This is a genomic window from Hydrocarboniphaga effusa AP103 (assembly GCF_000271305.1).
GTDB classification, from domain to species: Bacteria; Pseudomonadota; Gammaproteobacteria; order Nevskiales; family Nevskiaceae; genus Hydrocarboniphaga; species Hydrocarboniphaga effusa.
Genome location: NZ_AKGD01000003.1, coordinates 387,646 through 405,280 on the forward strand (window position 1 = coordinate 387,646; position 17,635 = coordinate 405,280).

The following is a 17,635-nucleotide window of genomic DNA, read 5'->3' on the forward strand; positions in this document are numbered from 1 at the left end:
ATAGTAAGACGTCACAAAAGTGAAATAGAGCTCAAAATGAACTCCGCAGATTCAAATGTGGATGCACGCAGCACGTAAGCTGCGATTCTGAGGAAATAATGCTGCTCTTCGTCGAGGTCTAGCTTTTGACTAGCTCTTCGGTAGCCACCTGTAATTTCTTACAGGTTACAGACGCACTGGACTGGGATACGTTGATCCACGGGGAACGGCGAGCGTGTAAGTGCAGGCAATGTGACATTGAAAAGTGGGGAAAGGGGATGCGTAACATGAGTGGGTGTTACCGTTGGCGACCGCTGCATAGCCTGTTGGTCGGATGCACGGTGCTACTTTCCGCCACTGCGAGTGGGGCGGGCCCGTCGGGAATTCGAGAGATTAATTCAGTCCACATCGAAGGCGGTGATTTCGTTTCGGTGGAGCCGACGGTGCCTTTTGACAATCCGGATGGCTGTGGATCATCTACGCGAGCATTCTTCATGGCGAGTGCTCCTGGATACCGAGAGAAACTGAGTCTTGCGTTGAGTGCTCAGGCGACGGGACAGAAAATCAATGGCTGGCTTAACGGCTGCGTGAATACGCCCTGGGGATATTCGGTCCCGGCGTTGTTCTCAATCGCCGTTACTAGATGATGCTCGGGCTGTTTTAAGCGTCTAAGCAGAGGGTACTGGTGGACCGGGATCGGGGGCTGGTGTTCTCTAGGCCAGCTAAAAGTTAGCAGTTCGAATCGGTTCATTCGATCGTTTTTTAAGATTTCTGCCCACCGCATCTGACGGTGGGTCAGGGGAGAGGTAAATGGGGATGGTTAAAGCCGTCGCTTCGGTGAAGCGCGCTCGCGTTCTGATATTCGCTCTGCTGTCTTTCATATGGTTCTGGACGAATCCGGCCAACGCCGATGTTCCTCCGCAGTACCAAAATGGGCTTCATGACGCCGGTTACGAAGTCTATAGCGGCGATTACAACGGTGACGGCTATCCCGATTTGCTGTTGCGCGCCAAGCACCAATTCGTGCTGGTTGATTACGAAGTTCCGTTTCCTGTGCTGCTGCGCTGGCGCCAAAGCTTCATGGTGCTCTCCAATCCGGATGGGACTTATTCGATCGTTCTGAGCCCCAGTGCGGCTGTTCTTTCCAGCTCCGTTTGGCAGCCTGATACCCATGACTTGATCTTTGGCGATACCGACGGCGATGGTTCGCTGGAGTTACTGCTTCGTTCTCATGCGGCCAACGGCGTAAACGTCATCATCACTACGTCTCCGACTGACGGCACGCCTCAGTTGCGTCAGCGCGTAAACGCTGCCGATATCGGCATCGATATGGGTGGTGCAGGCCTGGATGCTGATCTGCTCGATACCAATGGAGATGGGCGTGCCGATCTGCTGGTCGGTACGCGGTACGGTCTAGTGCTGCAAATTTCAGAAGCTTCCAGCTCTGGCGCATTTGCTCCCGCACCATCGAATGGCGGCAGTGGTCCTACGCAGGGAACGGAAGTCGGCAGCACGGCGGGCGCTTTCGAAGTCACCCCCTCGGGCTCGGCCAGCTACACAATCCCGATCACGATCCCGCCCGGATTAGGCGGTATCGAGCCCAAACTTGCCATTTCCTTTGACAGTCAAGGTGGCGACGGCCTGCTCGGTCCGCGCTTCGCTATCTCGGGCCTATCTATCATTTCGCGTTGCCCTGGGACTCCATCGCAGGATGGCGCATATAGCCCGGTGGCCTTCAGCAGTTCTGATCGCTATTGCCTGGATGGCGCCCGGTTGGTTGCTGTCCCAAGCAATACAGGACATTTCAGAACAGAATTGGATTCGCTCAGCGATATCGAGAAGTTCGGTTCGTCGGCCGATAACCCTGATCGCTGGCGTGTTCGTAATAAGGCCGGCCTCATCATGGAGTTCGGTGGCGCTGTGACGTCCTGCGGCACGTCCACCAGCAAAATTCTGCACCCGAGCTACAGCAACAAGACTGCTACTTGGTTGCTCAGCAAGGTATCGGATACCGCTGGCAACTGGATGGAGGTTTGCTACGACTACGATTCTAGCAATGGGGAAAGCTGGCCCCGGGTTATCAACTACACCGGCAACAGCCTGGGCGACTCCCCATTTGCATCAGTGAAGTTCGTGCCCAAGGCTCGTATCGGTGTGCAGCAGGTCGCTTACAGCAAAGGTTGGAAGACGACCCGCACACGGGTTATCGATCGCATTGAAACCTCATTCGAAGGGCGCCGGATTCGCACTTATAAGCTGTTCTATACCGCATATGGAACAGCACAGCGGGACACGCTGACGGCTGTCCAAGAGTGCGGTGGAGAGGCGTCTTATGAGAAGTGCCTGCCAGCGACGAGCTTCGCGTGGAATGCAGCGCCCGAAGGTTTCTCTCCGACCTCAACGGTCAACTACGCGGCGATTAATACGGACTACCAGCATTTCACTGGTGATCTCGATGCTGACGGCAAGACCGATATCGTCTCAGCCAAGATGCAAAGCTCGGGGCAGCTCAAAGCTGCTGTGCTTCTGAGCACTAGCGCGAATGCCTCCGCTGTTTTCACAGTTGGGGCCGAAGTCAACGTTCCCCCAACAAATTCAAACTTGGCGGGTGCCAGTCTGGCTGCCGGGGATTTCAATGGCGATGGCCGGCTCGATATCGCAGCGGTCAAGGTGACGTCTTCAGCTCAGTACGTTGAGATGTACACAGGGAATAGCAGTGCTACTACGCCATTCAGTGGTATGCAACTCCAGTCGATTACCACTAATAGATTTTCGAAGACTCCGTTCCAAATCTTTTCCGCGAATGTAAATGGTGACTCGCGTGATGACTTGCTCCTCGTCTATCTGTCTCAGACCGAGGGCATCTATATCCAGGCATTGACGGGAAATGCCTCCTCTTTTTCTGCGCTTCCCGTTGCACGTCCAGTCACATCTCTGGACAGCGCCTATTACAGAGCTAGTGTCGGCGACTTCAATGGCGACGGATTTTCCGATGTGGCCGTTCACAGGCTGCTCGCGAGTGCGTTGACCATTACGGTTTATGCTGGAAATGGAGCAGGAAGCTTTACTTCATTAGGCGTGAAGAACCTGGCTGTTTCTGCCAACCATCTCCAAGCTGCCGATTTCAACGCGGATGGAGTTACTGATTTAGTTCTGGTCAAGAACGGAAGGACAACATGCGTTGATTCTAAATGCCTTGAAGTCATTACAACTTCTGATGTGATATATCCGGTCATTTGCGATGGGCAAGGCGGGTTTACCATCTCTCCGGGATATGTATCTGACTTTGTGAGTGCAACTGCCACTAATCCTCTAGTGATAGGAGATTTCAACTCCGACGGGATTACTGATGCAATCTCGTGGGTTAGTTATAGCAGTTCGTTTCTGATGCTTACTGGTAAGCCGAATGGAACATTTGCAGAAAGCACAATCCAAGTCGGTACTAGCACCGGTACAGATCGATCTGTATTAAGCGGGGACTTTGACGGCGACGGTAAGGCCGATGTTGCAACCTACCTCACTAATAGCAGCACGAGGCGAGTCGAATTGGCCACGGCCCAGCAAGGCTTGCCAAGCTGGCTATCCTCCATCACGAGCGGTATTGGGGCGCGCATTGAACTGAGCTATGCACCGCTCACCGACTCTTCGGTCTACAGCCATCCCGGCCAAGTTTGCGGCGGAACTGTAACGAGGGTCTTATGCGGCCCCATTAGTGTCGTGTCCGCGAGCCGGATCAGTGCTGGCTCCAGCATGCGGGAAGTGAAATACACGTACGACACTGCCTATGCAGACATTGGCGGCCGTGGTTTCCAGTCTTTTGCCAAGACAAGAAACATTGATCAGACAACGGGGATCGTGGAGGAGTCCACATTCCTGACCAGTTGGCCGCTTTCAGGACTGCTGCAGAAAAAAACCGTTCTGCCTTCGGCTTCGTCTTCATCGAAAGTTTCGGAGACGACGGTCGAATACGAAGCAAGGGCGACGGTCAGCGGCACCACCACGCCGGCTGTCCAGACCGTTCAGCCGATCTATACCACCACGCAAAACTGGGAAGCAGGCGCGTTTGCCAATAGTACGGCCCACGTCACCACGGTCGACAAATCCATTTACGGAAGCTCGACGCCGTTCTATCAGGACGCGACCACGGTTGCGCATTACACCTGTGCAGGCAATCAAACGCGCACCGCGTGTGAAGCAGCTCCCGACTTCTCTACCGTCACTGTCAACGAATACAAGCCAGCGGATACCACAAACTGGATTCTGGGCCGGCTGAAAACCTCGACCGTAACGCATGGCGGAGCCGGCCTTGCGAGCATTGCCCGCTCGAGTTCGTTCGACTACGACCTGGCAACCGGCTTACTTAAAGAAGAGACCGTCGAACCGAACGCGCCGGCCGACAAGCCTTACTTGAAGTCGTTGACGACACATGTGCGTGACTCGACCGGCAACATTTATCAGGAAACCGTGCAGGCCAACGCGCTGGCGAGCGTGATCGCTACGGCGCCTACGCTGCAGTCGCGATCCGTCAATTACATATTCGATGCCGGCACCCCTAACTACCGGCGCTTCAAGAATATGAGCTGCAGAGGACTCGGTCAGACCGAATGCAGCTCTTCGAGCTATGACGGTTCAACCGGCCAGCCGATATCGGTTTCCGATGCCAATGGCCTGACCAAGACCTACGGTTACGACATCTTTGGACGAGCCAAGATCGAGTCGTTCGAAGACCCGGGTACTGGTATCCAACAAGCCAAGCTGATCACGCGACGCTGGTGCCAGAACAACTGTGCCGTTTCGAGCGCGGTTTACGCCATCGAAACCACGGACAACACCGGTGGCTTCTCGGCGATTCAATACGACCGTGATGAGCGCGAAGTCGCTCGTCTTGCCAAGGCAGCCGACGGACAGATCTACAAATCGCTGACGATTTATGACTCCGCGGGGCGCATCTATGCCAAGAGTTTGCCATTCGTTGGCACTGCGCCGAATTGCGCGGTAGCGGGTACATCAGGCTGCACACAATACACATACGACGTACTGGGCCGCGTCACGATAGAAACCAACCCCGCTGGCAAAACGCGCAAGGTCGAGTACAAGGGGCTGACCACGGTCAGCTATGACGAGCTCAACCGTGCGACCACGCAACTCAACAATTTGCTAGGCAAGCCTGTCACCGTTACCGACGCCATCGGCGGCAAGATCGACTACGGCTATGACGCGACCGGCAACCTGACCAGCACGCTCGATGCGGGAACCGACGGTACCAACGGACGCGCGACGACGACCTTGGAGTACGACCTGCGAGGGCGCAAGACCAAGCAGATCGACCCCAGCTCCGGCACTTGGCAATACGCCTACGACGGCTTCGGCCAACTGTTCCGGCAGGAGGATGCCAAGGGCCAAGTAGTGCGCATGAGCTATGACGACCTGGGCAGGATGGTGCTGCGCAAGGAACCGGAGTTTCTGACGCAATGGCGATACGACAATAACGACACGGGCCAAAGCTGGAAGGGGGCTCTGTTCTGGGTGGAGCAGCGCGTCGATTCCAATGGCAACGGCGTTTTCGAACCCAGCGACAGCTTCGTCTACAACCGCATTTACACCTACAACAGTGCAGGCCTGCCGCAGACGCAGACCGAATCGCTAGCGGGCCGTGGTACCTACGGGTATGCCTACAGCTACGACGGGGCGGGTCGCCTCAAGCAGCTTACGTATCCCTCAGGCTTCAGGATCCAGAACCGCTACAACATTAATGGAGCGCTAGACCAGGTCTCTCGTCTCAATAGCGACGGCAGTGAAGGCACCGCCTACTGGCGTGCGGACAGCTGGGACAAATGGGGCAAGACGCTAAATGCCGTCTACGGCAATGGTCTGACGACGATTTATACGCGTGACCCGCAACTCGGTCGCTTGACGGATATCAGTACCGGCACTGGTAGCGTGCAGAAGCTGCATTACGACTGGAACGATGCTGGCAGTCTCACGGGCCGACAGGACAGCCGGACCTCACTCAACGGGCACAATCAGAGTGAAACCTTTAAGTACGACAACCTGGGCCGCTTGAGAACCGTCACGCTGGGGATCACCGGCGTTTTAAGTCCGACCCAGATACAGGCTGCGACTTATTACAACAACGGCAATCTCAATACCAAGACCGGCACGGACGGTATCGGCACCATTGCTTATGACCCCGCGCACCCGCAATGGCTTTCCACGAGTACGACCAGTGGCAAGGCCTACATTCACGACGGTAACGGCAACCTCAAGACCATCACCACCAACGGGGCAACCACCTCGTCGTACACCTGGGCCAGCTACAACTTGCCAACCCAGCTGAGCCGCAGCGGCAAGACCGTGAACTTCACCTACGGTCCGGACCGCCAGAAGCTCACGCAAACCATCGCCTTGAGCGGCAAGACCATTGTCTACGCCGGTGATCTGTATGAAGACAACATCACCGGCAGCAATCACGAGAAAAAGCACTACATTCCGACGCCGGATGGCGTGGTGGCTATTTATACAGAGACCGGTAGCAGCACCAAGACCGAGTACCTGCACAAAGACCATCTAGGCAGCGTCGACGTGGTGACCAACACCAGCGGTCAGGTACTCGAACAGTTGTCATATGACGCCTTCGGCAAGCGGCGATCCTCGAGCTGGCAAAACGCCCTGAATCCCACGCCGACCAATTTTCTATCGGTGAAAGGGTTCACGGGGCACGAGATGCTGGACGAGGTGGGGCTCATTCATATGAATGGGCGCGTCTATGACCCGCTGATTGGACGGTTCATTAGCGCAGACCCAACACTGACCAATCCGTTGAGCACGCAGGGCTATAACCGCTATGCATATACCGAGAACCAGTTTCTAAATGCGACCGATCCGAGTGGGTATTCATGGCTTGGAAAGAAGTTGAAGAAGATCGGAAATTGGATAGATGACAACTGGCGAACGTTGGCGGCGGTTGCAATTGCGATAGCTGCTCCCTACACAATTTCGTATTTCGGATTGCAGGGAGTGGCGGCTTATGCAACAGCAGCCGCATTCGGTTTTGCTGGAGGAATGGTTGCAAGTGGAGGGGATTTACGCGCAGGGCTACTCGGCGCTGTAAGTGCTGCGGCCTTTTATGGGATTGGGCAGAGTCCGATTGGTAAGAATGCCTCGTGGGGAAAATGGGGCACCTTAATGGCGAAAGGCCTCGCACACGGCGCGGTCGGAGGCATCTCTACCGAAATTCAGGGCGGTAACTTTGCAAAAGGTTTTTTATCAACAGGAACGGCGGCATTCTTAGCTCCAGGTATTGATTTGGCTGCTGACGGGAATTTTGCGATCGGAGTTATTGCTTCTGCAATCGTAGGTGGAACAGTATCCGAGATTGGTGGTGGGAAGTTTAGTAATGGCGCAATAACAAGTGCATTTAGCTATGCGTTGAATCAAGCTGTGCACGATAAAATAACAAACCAAGAAGTCAAAAATATCATAAATGAAGCCGATAGAATACTGAAAGTGCTCGACTCAGATGGCATTGAGGGTATGCTGCGTGAGTTCCCTCATTTGGGGGGGCTATCTCCAGAGGATCAGCAATTAACTTTAATGTCCCTTTCGATTGACATAGCAACTTATAAGGTAGAGGCCGCTGCTTTGCTATCTGCAAGAATAGCGTACGATAATCATGGCATAGCTAGTTTAGCTGGTGCCAAGCTTTATCAAATACTTACAAAGCCTTTTTCTGTCCTTTTTAATTTATCATCTACTCAAAGATATTTATCGCCGGAAGCTTCAAGATCAGTTGGTTTCGCATGTGGAAATAGGAGCTGCGATCTTTATCTGGGGGGCGATAAAGTTGATATAACAAGTCTAAGGAATTAATGTGAAGAAAGACTCGGTGCTGTCCGCTTTTTTTTATTTTATGCTTGTGCCGCTAGTTAGTCATGCGGATCCTGTTTTGGAGAATGATTTTGGCTCGCTTGCGGTTGCGAAAGAGCAAGCAGGCTGTCATGAGGATGAAAGAAATAAAAATATAGCAATCAAGATCGACAGTAGATTTTTTCATGTTTCAAATGACTTTGTATTTCGGGGGCTCGATAACGGATTTGCTAGGTTTGTTAAAGGCGACGCATCTGTGCCGAATGAGTTTGCTATCTTAATGATCGGGCTATCTGAATCTTTTGATCGAACATATAGGCAGGATGAAAAAATAATTAAAATACCTGACGGTGAGGTTAGGTTTTATTCGCAAAAGCCCGATGGCGGAAAAATAATTATGTATCAAATGGTTATTCACACGGGGAAGCAGGCTCTTAGTGTTGTGTCGGCCAATAAAAAATTAGTGGACAACACCTTTTTTTGTAGCGTGATTATAGGTAGTGAGTGAACGTAGATTATGGATGTGAGCAAATATTAAGCGAGTATAATTCGGATAAAATTCGGGATCGAGTAATAAGCGAGCGTAACCTGGATGGAGATGGGTGGTGTGAAAAACACTGACGGATTCCGATGGCGCCAGGGCCTTTAGTTTTGCTCGAAAGTGAGAATAATAAGTGACTAGCAATCGAGTGTGTCGCATATCGCTTCTTGCCCTCGCGATGAATTTGTTTATTTTTTTCGTGCAGAGCGCTAGCGCTTGGGCTCTCGAAAACACTGTTGCACATGTGGTGCGTCTAGAAGGCACATTTATGCCGTCGTATATTAAATTTCAGTTGGATGGTGGAACCAGCACTTGTGGTCCCTATACTTGGCTTACATGGCAAAAGGATGCGGATAACAATAAAGCAATCTATGCCACATTATTGGCTGCTCTTAGTTCAGGTAAAAGAATAGAGCTGTATCTCAATAATGGAGATACATCTTGTACAGGCCAGTATATCCATTTTCTGGAGTAGAAATGGGTTGAAATTTTTGGCTTGGAATAAGCTTGCATTAGAAGCAATCTTTGGAACGTCATCGTCTTGTATGCAACTGAGGTCAGCCCAATGCACCACCTGAAATCGTGCCTATTTTTATTGGGATCCGTGCTTCCATTTTCTTGTGTGGCCGCCGTTTATCAAGGCTATATATCGAATATAAGCGCATCGAATGGAAAAATTTACATTGTCTTATCTGATGGTGGATTTCAGGGTGGTAATAGTGGCTCGTGTCCTCTTTCGCCGTCAACAATGTCTTTTTCGATTGATCCCAATACGGCTATCGGCCGCGCTCAGATTTCCCTTGCGCTTACAGCATATTCGGCCAAGAGTTTGGTATGGACAACTGGAGACGGTATCTGCGCTACCGGCTCTATTTATGGAGCAGCCGCCGAGGGACTTTCGTATATTGATCTTAAAACATGAAGAACCTATTGAGTTTATGAAGGAAAAATCGCGCGCACGGAATGAAACTGTGGCATGGTTATGGTGATTTTGTTTTTTTGTGCAGAAAGAATTTTGGATTTTGGAATAAATGGCGGCACGGACTACTGGGAATTAAAGGGGTGGTATGTCACAAGCTAGAAGCAGCAAGTTTTTAAGTGTTGGATTTGGGGCGATTTTTATACTGTTCTCTATTGAGAGCTTCGCATGGACTGCGCAGGGCGACGCTACGATTACAAGAATTGTTTCATGGGAAAGCGTCGATCGCATGCAGTTCCAAAGATCGGATGGAGTTTGGTGTTACGCTCCGGCGTCCGACAAAATCAACCAGACACTGATTCTAAGTCTGTACTTGGCGGGGAAATCGGCTGAGATTTACTGTTATGACGCAGAGGAGTTCCAAAATTCAGGAATGCCTCCTGCTCATAAACTTCATAGAATTCAGGCTCAATGACGAGAAAAACTCGATAGAGATAAGATTCTATCGATATTGATTTTGTGAAAATTGAAAGGGTTTTTCAAGTTTTGCCGGTGGTATTATTATATTAAATATGATTTAACGATAAAAATCTGAATAATTTAAATTGTCATATATAAATTATATTCTTAAAATCAATATAATGAGTTCACCGAAAGGGTTGCTAATGTTTAGGTTTTTATTCATACTCTCCTTTCTTAATGTTTCTATTGTCTTGCCTGCACATGCTGCTATTGATTATGAAAAGGAAATACTAAAGTTAGGGGTGCAAGCAACTTCGTCGGGAGACCAGATATATTTTACCGTGGTGGGTGGACTTTCTTATGCCTGTCCCACCCAGCACATCTACTCCCCACTGTCTTCTAATTTTGGCAAGGCTGCTTATGCGCAATTGTTGGCTGCAAAAACAGGTGGCAAAAAACTTTCGCGCATGCATTGAGAGCTTCCGCTTCGCGAGCGATGGCATGTTCGGCGTCTCGCAACCCCGGATGAACCGCGCTGGATCGCCGTCGCGGCCTCGCGCGGCACTCGCTCAGACGTTCGGGGCAAATTCCTCGGCCCCGGCGCGATACAGCCGCCAGCTGCCCTTGCCGGCGAGCTTGGCGACGTACATCGCCTCGTCGGCCTGGCGCATCACGGTGGCGGCGTCGGGGCTGTCGTGGCGGATCAGGGCGATGCCGATCGAGGCGCGGATGCGGAACGGCTTGCCCTGGATCGTGAAGGTCTCGCCGAGGCTGGCGATCAGCGCGTCGGCGAGTTCGTAGGCTTCGGCCGCCACCTCGATGCGATCGAGCAGCACCGCGAACTCGTCACCGCCGATGCGGCCGGCGGTCGCGCCCTCGATCGGCACCAGCGCCGACATGCGCCGGGCCGCGTACTTGAGCAGCTCGTCGCCGAAGGCGTGGCCGTAGCGATCGTTGATGAGCTTGAAATCGTCGAGGTCGATGTAGAGCAGGGCGCCGAGCTGGTGCGGCGAGCGCGCGGCGCGCACCACGCGCTGTAGCGATTCGTTGAACAGGCGCCGGTTGCCGAGGCCCGTGAGGGTGTCGTAGTTGGCGAGCTGGGCGAGCTTCTGCATCGCGAGCTGCCGGCGATTGGTCTCGACCGCGAACTGGTCGAGCACCGCGTTGTAGAACACCGCGATGCGCGCCGCTTCGGTTTCGGGCTCGACATCGACGCGCGTGGAGAAATCGCCACGCCGGGCCTGGCGGTCCATCTGCACGATCAGATCGAGCACCGCGCTGCTCGCTCCGTGCTCGGCGATGTTGAGCCCGATGCGCTCGTCCTGCGCGCTCACGCGCAGCGGCAGCACGAGGTTGAGCAGTCGCAGCACCGTGTACGAAAGCCCGAGCGAGAACACGCCCACGCTGACGACGCCGATGGCCTGCGTGCCGAGCTGCTGCCAGCGGCCGACGCCGTCGCCCCAGCTGCCGTCGGGCGCGCAGAGCGCCACCGCGAGCGTGCCCCAGATGCCGCCGAACAGATGCACGGGCACCGCCCCGACGGCGTCGTCGATCCGCAGGCGCTCGAGCCCGAGCGTGCCGACCACGCAGACCATGCCGCCGACCGCGCCGACGAACAGCGCGGCCGGCGGCGTCAGCAGATGACAGCTCGCGGTGACCGCGACGAGCCCGGCGAGCACGCCATTCATGATGCGATCGACCGCCGGGATGCCGAGCAGCTTCCAGGTCAGCAGCGTCGCCGCGAGGCCGCCAGCGCCGCCCGCGAGCGCGGTGTTGACGATGATGGCCGGCACCTTCGGCGTGAGCGCCATCGCGCTGCCGCCGTTGAAGCCGAACCAGCCGACCCAGAGCAGGAACACCCCGAGCGTCGCCACCGGCAGGTTGTAGCCCTCGATCGAGCGCCCTTGGGCGCCGAAGCGGCCGACGCGTGGCCCGATGATCAGCAGGCAGGCCAGCGAGACCCAGCCGCCAACCGAGTGCACGACGGTCGATCCGGCGAAGTCGATGAAACCGATTTCGGCGAGCCAGCCCGCCACCGTGTGATCGAGCGCGCCCCCCCAGGCCCAGTGACCGACGATCGGATAGACGATCAGCGAGACCAGCACCGCCGACCAGCAGTAGGCCGCGAAGCACATGCGCTCGGCGACGGCACCCGAAACGATGGTCGTGGCAGTGCCGCAGAACGCGACCTGAAAGAAGAACATCGTCGACAGCCAGGTGCTGGTCGGTCCGAACAGCATCTCCGGCTCGGTGCCGATGAGCCCGTACCAACTGGCTCCGAACATCAGGCCGAAGCCGGCCAGCCCGTAGAGTACCGAGGCGATGCAGAAATCGATGAGGTTCTTGAACGCGACGTTGATGCTGTTCTTGGCGCGCACGAGGCCCGATTCGACGCAGGTGAAGCCGGCCTGCATCAGCACCACCAGCACGGCGCAGGACAGGACCCACAGAAGGTCGACGGGTTGGTGCGTACTGGCCATTGAACAAAAAGCGATTCGGCGCGCGGGCCGCGAGAACGCGCCATTATCGGGCGCGCGCCCGGTGTGCCGGGGGCGCTCGTCCGGCCAAGCGCGCCGTTCATCAACTGCCCGCAAGAATCACAGCAGCGGGTCGGCGCGTATTTCTGGTTTCTCGCGATGCGGGGTGAGGCTAGACTGCGGGGCCCCGTCGATTTCCGGAGCTGGTCTGTTGCGCAAGTCCCTCGTTGCATCCGCCGTGATGTTGTCGCTCAGCGCTGGCTGCGCCAGCTACGTCACCCCGGGCGGGCCGGTGAAGCTCGCCGAGATCAGCCGCGTCGGCGACGACATGGCTTCGCGCCAGCCGTCGCCGAAGTTCCCGGCGAGCATCGGCGTGGTACGCGTGCAGGCCCCGCGCTACGCCTCGGCGAGCACGCGCGGTTACGGCAAGGGTGTTTTCAGCCTGGTGACCGCGCAGGAGCTCATCGGCGATCCGCAGCTGGCGGCCATCGGCGGCTGGGCTTCGGTCGGCAAGGTGCAGACGCTCGACACCAGCCTGCTGCCATCCAAGTTCGATTCGCTGGACGACCTGCGGCTGGCTGCGGCCAAGTTGCAGATCGACGTGCTGCTGGTGACCACGGTCGATACGGTGTTCGAGGCCGGCGGCAAGACTTTCGGCCCGTCGTCGGATTTCAAGCTCGGCAAGTCCGACACCGACGCGGCGATCCGCTCGACCGCCTCGGCGGTGTTCGTCGACGTGCGCACCGGTTTCAGTTACGGGCAGGCCGAAGCCGGCGCGCGCGCCGCGGACCTCGCAGCGGCCGGGAATTCCGAAAAGTCGCTCGACAGGCTGCGCCTGCAAACCGAGCGCCAGGCCTTCGAAGCGTTTCTGGTCGAAGCCCAGACCACCTGGGCTGGCATCGAGCGGCGGTACAACTGAGGAAGCCGGGAAACGACAGACGACAGACGGGGAACGCAAAAGCGGGTGAGCTGGTCTTGCCATGGCCCGCAACCGGAATTCCGCTCGCCGTCTCCCGTCTCCCGTCTCCCGTCTCCCGTCTCCCGGCGTTCATCCAGCCTGACGCAAACTGAATTGAAGACCCCAACACCGATTGCCATGTCTCTGCGCGCGAGTCTGTTCCGAGCGTTTCTGCCTTTCTTCGCCCTGCTGCTGAGCGGCGCCGCCCAGGCCGCCGGGCCGGCGCCGTTCGATCTGGTCGGGCCGACGCTCGACATGGTCGTCACGCGCGGCAAGACCATCCTGCCGGCTTCGGAAGTGCCGAACCTGGCCGAAGGCGACCGCATCTGGGTGAAGCCGGAGTTTCCGAAGTCGCAGTCGGCGAACTATCTGCTCGTGATCGCGTTCCTGGCCGGCTCGACCAATCCACCGCCCGAGAGCTGGTTCTTTCCGTGCAAGACCTGGACGGGCAAGTGCGCCAAGGAGGGGCTCACGGTCACGGTGCCCAAAGGCGCCCAGCAGGCGCTGGTGTTCCTGGCGCCGGAGACCAATGGTGATCTCAAGGGCATCGTCGCGGCGGTGCGGGGCAAGCCGGGTTCGTTCGTGCGGGCGACGCAGGATCTGAACCAGGCCACGCTCGACCGCTCGCGCCTGAACCGCTATCTCGACGCGATCCGCGTGCTCAATCAGGGCGACCCGGCGGTACTCAAGCAAACCGCGCCGCTGCTCGCGCGCAGCCTGGCGATCTCGGTCGACGAGAAGTGTCTCGACAAGATTCCTCAGCTGCAGGCGGCCTGCCTGACGCAAGGGCAGGAGGCGCTGATCCTCAACGACGTGCACAGCACCACGCTGGCGCAGGCGCTCACCTCGGGCCCGGCGGCCGACCTCGTGATGGCCGCGAGTTCGACGCCCGAGCTCGGCTACGGCATCTACAGCCCGTACATCGCCTCGGTGCTCGACATGGTGCGCATCTTCGATTCGTTCAGCACCGCGCAGTACTCGTACATTCCGGCGCTGACCTCGCACAAGGGCGACAAGCTCGAACTCACGCTCAATACGCCGCCGTCCTTCAGCAACCCGAAGTCGGTGATGGTGGTGGCGCTGCCGGCGATCGAAAGGCCGCAGCTGCCGCCGCTGCACGCGGTGAACCCATCGGACATCTACTGCGCGAGCCGCAACGACCTCGTGCTGCCTGTGCAGGGCGCTCCGCTGGCCTTCTCGACCAATTACGCACACGACATCGTGCTCGCGGTCAGCGGCAAGGACGGCAAGACCTACCGGCTGCCGGCGCGCGCCGATGCGGCCGAAGGCGGCTACGTGGTCAACACCGCAGCGCTGCAGTCGGTCAACCTCGGCGACACCGTGCGCGCCTCGCTGCAGGGCTATTGGGGCTTCGAGCCCTACACCGGCCCGGGCTTCTCGCTGCGCAACGCCAAGGCCAACGCCTGGTCGCTCGCCCAGGGCGACCAGGACGCGCTCGTGGTCGGCCGTCCGGACACCATTCACCTGCGCACCGATGCGGTCAGCTGCGTCGACAACATCATGCTGCGCGATCCGGCCGGCAAGGAGCTCAAGGCCGAGTGGAAGGCCGTCAAGCCCGGCGAAGTCGAGGTCAAGCTGCCGCTGACCGACGCCCAGCCCGGCGCGATGACCTTGCTGATCGGCCAGTACGGCGTATCGACGCCACACCCGATTCCGATCCAGGTGTTTTCGAGCGCCGCTCGTCTCGACAGCTTCGTGCTGCATGCCGGTGACTCGCAGGGCGTGCTCAAGGGCAGCCGGCTCGACGAGGTCGCGAGCCTGGCGATCGGCTCGGTGGTGTTCACGCCGGGCGAGCTGTCGGCCCAGGGCAGCAACGATGCGCTTGTGATGATCGCGCAGGACGCCTCGGCGTCGGCGGCGCTCAGGCCCGATCGCGGCATCGCGGCGCGCGTCACGCTCAAGGACGGCCGCGTCTCCAAGGTCAACGCCACGGTCGATGTGCCGCGCCCGAGCGTGACGATGATCGGCAAGAGCGTGCGGCCCTCGCAGTCGAGCACCGAAAGCAATATCCAGCTCACCGACCAGGACGTACTGCCGCAGGATGCCAAGCTGACCTTCTCGGTTCGCGCGCAGACGCCGGCCGGTTTCGGCCGCGACCAGGCGATCGAAGTGGCGACCGAGGACGAGGGCTTCAGCACCAGCCTGTCGATCGGCAACGGCGGCATTCGCCTCGAGAACAGCAAGGTCGCGCTGATCACGCTCGATCCGGCGAAGGCTTTCGGTTTTTCGGCCTTCGGTCCGCTCAAGTTCCGCGCGGTCGCGGGCGGTGTCGCCGGCGACTGGCAACCGCTCGCCACGCTCGTGCGCCTGCCGGCCCTGCGCGAACTCAAGTGCCCCGAGGACACCGCGCGCGCCTGCCGGCTCAGCGGCAACGACCTGTTCCTGATCGAGGCGATCTCGGGCAGCCCGCAGTTCGACAAGCCGGTGCAGGTCTCGCACGGCTATCCGGGTTCGAGCCTGCCGGTGCCGCACCCGACCGCGGGCAAGCTCTACGTGAAGCTGCGCGACGACCCGAGCGTCATCAACAGCGCGACGCTGACCGTGCAGCCGCTGCCGCCGACGCCGGAGGAGCTCGAAGCCGCGGCGGCGAAGCAGGCTGCGACTCAACAGACGCAGCAGCAGGCCCAATCGCCGCCGCCGACACCGGCCCCGAATGCGGAAGCGCCTACGCCGCCTGCGCCGGCCGCTGCGCAGCCCTGAGCTGAAGCTTCGAGTTCGAGGCTTCACGCGAAAAGACCGGCGCAAGCCGGTCTTTTCGTTTCTGTGGCCACCTGATCGAGTTCAATCGTGCAGCTGGATCGTCGCCTTGATGTGCTTGAGCTGGGCGACGATCGAAAAGGTCATGATCACGAGCAGTGACCACGATCCCCACTTGCCGAGATGCACCGTGGCCCAGGCGCCGAACTGGTTCGGGTACTGCCAGATGCCGAAGAAGGTGCCGAAGTTTTCGGCGAGCCACAGGAAGAATCCGATCAGCACGAAGGCCAGCACCAGCGGCATGCGGCGGTCGCGATCGAGCGGCCGGAACACCACGCCGCAGCGCGCGTAAAGCCCCAGCGTGAGCGCCGCCAGCGGAACACGGATGTCGGCGATGTAGTGATGCGTGAAGAAGTTGAGGTAGATCAGGATCGAGACGGTCCAGGTCATCCAGTACGGCGGATGGCGCTCGATGCGCAGATCGAGCAGTCGCCAGGCCTGGATCATGTAGCTGCCGACCGCGGCGTACATGAAGCCCGAGAACAGCGGCACGCCGAGCAGCTTGCTGTAAGCCGCATCGGGATAGCGCCAGGAGCCGATCGCCGCCGACACCTTGAAGGCTTCGAGCGCGAAGCCGAGCGCATGGAACACCATGATCGCCTTGAACTCGTCGACGCTTTCGAGCCGGCTCCAGAGCAGCCAGGCCTGAGTGACCAAAGCAATCACGAGCAGCAGGTCGTAGCGCGCCAGGCCGAACAGCCCGGCCTTCGGAACCAGCACGACGGCACCGAAGATGATCACCGCGAACAGACAGGCGCGGGCCTCCTTGATGCCGAACCAGAGCAGTTCGAGCAGGCCGCGGCGCCAGCCTTCGACGATCGAACGGCGGTCGGGATCGAGCAGGACGCGGTCGAGGCTGGCGAGCATGCGCGAATGATGCCTGCGGAGCGCCTTGCGCGAAACGCGCGACAATGCGCCCATGAGTGAACCGATCCGTTTGTCCAAGGCTGTCATCGCCCTCACGGGCTGTTCGCGGCGCGAGTCCGAGCTGTACATCGAAGGCGGCTGGGTAACGGTGGATGGCGAAGTCGTCGACGCGCCGCAGTTCATGGTCGCCGAAGGCCAGCAGGTGGAGCTGCTGCCGGGCGCCAGGCCGGATGAAGCCGAGCCGGTGACGATCCTGCTGCACAAGCCGGCCGGCATCGAGTCCGACAGCGGCGAGCAGCGGGCCGCGAGCCTGCTGGGCGCCGACACCCGCGTGAGCGAGCACACCGAGCCGCCGATGCGCGTGCTGCGCCGGCATTTCACGCGACTCGACGTGCCGATGCCGCTGACGCGCCAGGCCAGCGGCCTGCTCGTGCTGACGCAGGACTGGCAGGTCAAGCGAAAGCTCACCGAGGACGCGGGCCGGCTCGAGCAGGAGTACGTTGTCGACGTCGGCGGAACGATCGCCGAAGGCGGTCTCGAGCGGCTCAATCGCGGCGAATCATCGGGCAAGTGGAAGCTGCCGGCCTGCAAGCTCAGCTGGCAGAGCGAGAACCGCCTGCGCTTCGCCGGCAAGGACTTGTCGGCCGAACGCATCGAGGCGATGTGCGCCTCGGTGGGGCTCTCGGCGAGCGCGATCAAGCGCATTCGCATCGGCTCGATCGCGATGGCCAGGCTGCAGCCCGGCCAGTGGCGTTACCTGCACAAGGGCAAGCGCTTCTGAAGCGGCG

9 protein-coding genes are annotated in these 17,635 nt (G+C 58.2%); 7 read left to right on the forward strand and 2 right to left on the reverse strand.

Annotated elements, in window-relative coordinates:
• Positions 1-789: 789 nt before the first annotated feature.
• From WQQ_RS18130 to WQQ_RS24040, 4 genes are all read left to right on the forward strand, one after another.
• Entirely contained in the window at positions 790-7,848 is a 7,059-nt protein-coding gene (locus tag WQQ_RS18130) for an FG-GAP-like repeat-containing protein (RefSeq protein WP_007186705.1), read from the forward strand.
• A 1-nt stretch (position 7,849) separates the two neighbouring features.
• Positions 7,850-8,353, forward strand: a complete 504-nt coding sequence (locus WQQ_RS24440) for a hypothetical protein (protein ID WP_157534764.1) — start codon at positions 7,850-7,852, stop codon at positions 8,351-8,353.
• 598 nt (positions 8,354-8,951) lie between these two features.
• Positions 8,952-9,308, forward strand: coding sequence for a hypothetical protein (locus WQQ_RS24445; RefSeq protein ID WP_157534765.1), 357 nt, complete (start codon positions 8,952-8,954; stop codon positions 9,306-9,308).
• 638 nt (positions 9,309-9,946) lie between these two features.
• On the forward strand, positions 9,947-10,243 hold the full coding sequence (locus WQQ_RS24040) for a hypothetical protein (protein WP_157534766.1): 297 nt from the start codon (positions 9,947-9,949) through the stop codon (positions 10,241-10,243).
• Between the two features lie 93 nt (positions 10,244-10,336).
• On the opposite strand, the gene WQQ_RS18135 is transcribed toward WQQ_RS24040, so the two are convergent.
• Positions 10,337-12,247 carry an ammonium transporter gene (locus WQQ_RS18135; RefSeq protein ID WP_050997749.1) on the reverse strand — a complete coding sequence of 637 codons (1,911 nt, stop codon included), beginning with the start codon at positions 12,245-12,247 and terminating at the stop codon, positions 10,337-10,339.
• A gap of 208 nt (positions 12,248-12,455) precedes the next feature.
• Between WQQ_RS18135 and WQQ_RS18140 the strand changes: the two genes are divergently transcribed.
• Both WQQ_RS18140 and WQQ_RS18145 read left to right on the forward strand, forming a co-directional pair.
• On the forward strand, positions 12,456-13,163 hold the full coding sequence (locus tag WQQ_RS18140) for a hypothetical protein (RefSeq protein ID WP_007186707.1): 708 nt from the start codon (positions 12,456-12,458) through the stop codon (positions 13,161-13,163).
• A 177-nt stretch (positions 13,164-13,340) separates the two neighbouring features.
• Positions 13,341-15,923 (forward strand): hypothetical protein, encoded by a 2,583-nt coding sequence (locus tag WQQ_RS18145; protein WP_007186708.1) that lies wholly within the window; start codon positions 13,341-13,343, stop codon positions 15,921-15,923.
• 81 nt (positions 15,924-16,004) lie between these two features.
• On the opposite strand, the gene WQQ_RS18150 is transcribed toward WQQ_RS18145, so the two are convergent.
• A complete protein-coding gene (locus tag WQQ_RS18150) occupies positions 16,005-16,901 on the reverse strand; it encodes a DUF817 domain-containing protein (RefSeq protein ID WP_007186711.1) in 897 nt (298 codons plus the stop codon).
• On the opposite strand from WQQ_RS18150, the gene WQQ_RS18155 reads away from it, so the two are divergent.
• A complete protein-coding gene (locus WQQ_RS18155; RefSeq protein ID WP_007186710.1) occupies positions 16,900-17,628 on the forward strand; it encodes an RNA pseudouridine synthase in 729 nt (242 codons plus the stop codon). The two genes, WQQ_RS18150 and WQQ_RS18155, sit on opposite strands and share 2 nt — an antisense overlap.
• Positions 17,629-17,635 lie beyond the last annotated feature (7 nt).

Bases quoted from the DNA above. Each gene is read 5' to 3' on its own strand.
- WQQ_RS18130 (WP_007186705.1), top strand. From the start codon at position 790: ATGGGGATGGTTAAAGCCGTCGCTTCGGTGAAGCGCGCTCGCGTTCTG.
- WQQ_RS24445 (WP_157534765.1), top strand. From the start codon at position 8,952: ATGCACCACCTGAAATCGTGCCTATTTTTATTGGGATCCGTGCTTCCA.
- WQQ_RS24040 (WP_157534766.1), top strand. From the start codon at position 9,947: ATGAGTTCACCGAAAGGGTTGCTAATGTTTAGGTTTTTATTCATACTC.
- WQQ_RS18135 (WP_050997749.1), bottom strand. From the start codon at position 12,247: ATGGCCAGTACGCACCAACCCGTCGACCTTCTGTGGGTCCTGTCCTGC.
- WQQ_RS18145 (WP_007186708.1), top strand. From the start codon at position 13,341: ATGTCTCTGCGCGCGAGTCTGTTCCGAGCGTTTCTGCCTTTCTTCGCC.
- WQQ_RS18155 (WP_007186710.1), top strand. From the start codon at position 16,900: ATGAGTGAACCGATCCGTTTGTCCAAGGCTGTCATCGCCCTCACGGGC.
- WQQ_RS18150 (WP_007186711.1), bottom strand. From the start codon at position 16,901: ATGGGCGCATTGTCGCGCGTTTCGCGCAAGGCGCTCCGCAGGCATCAT.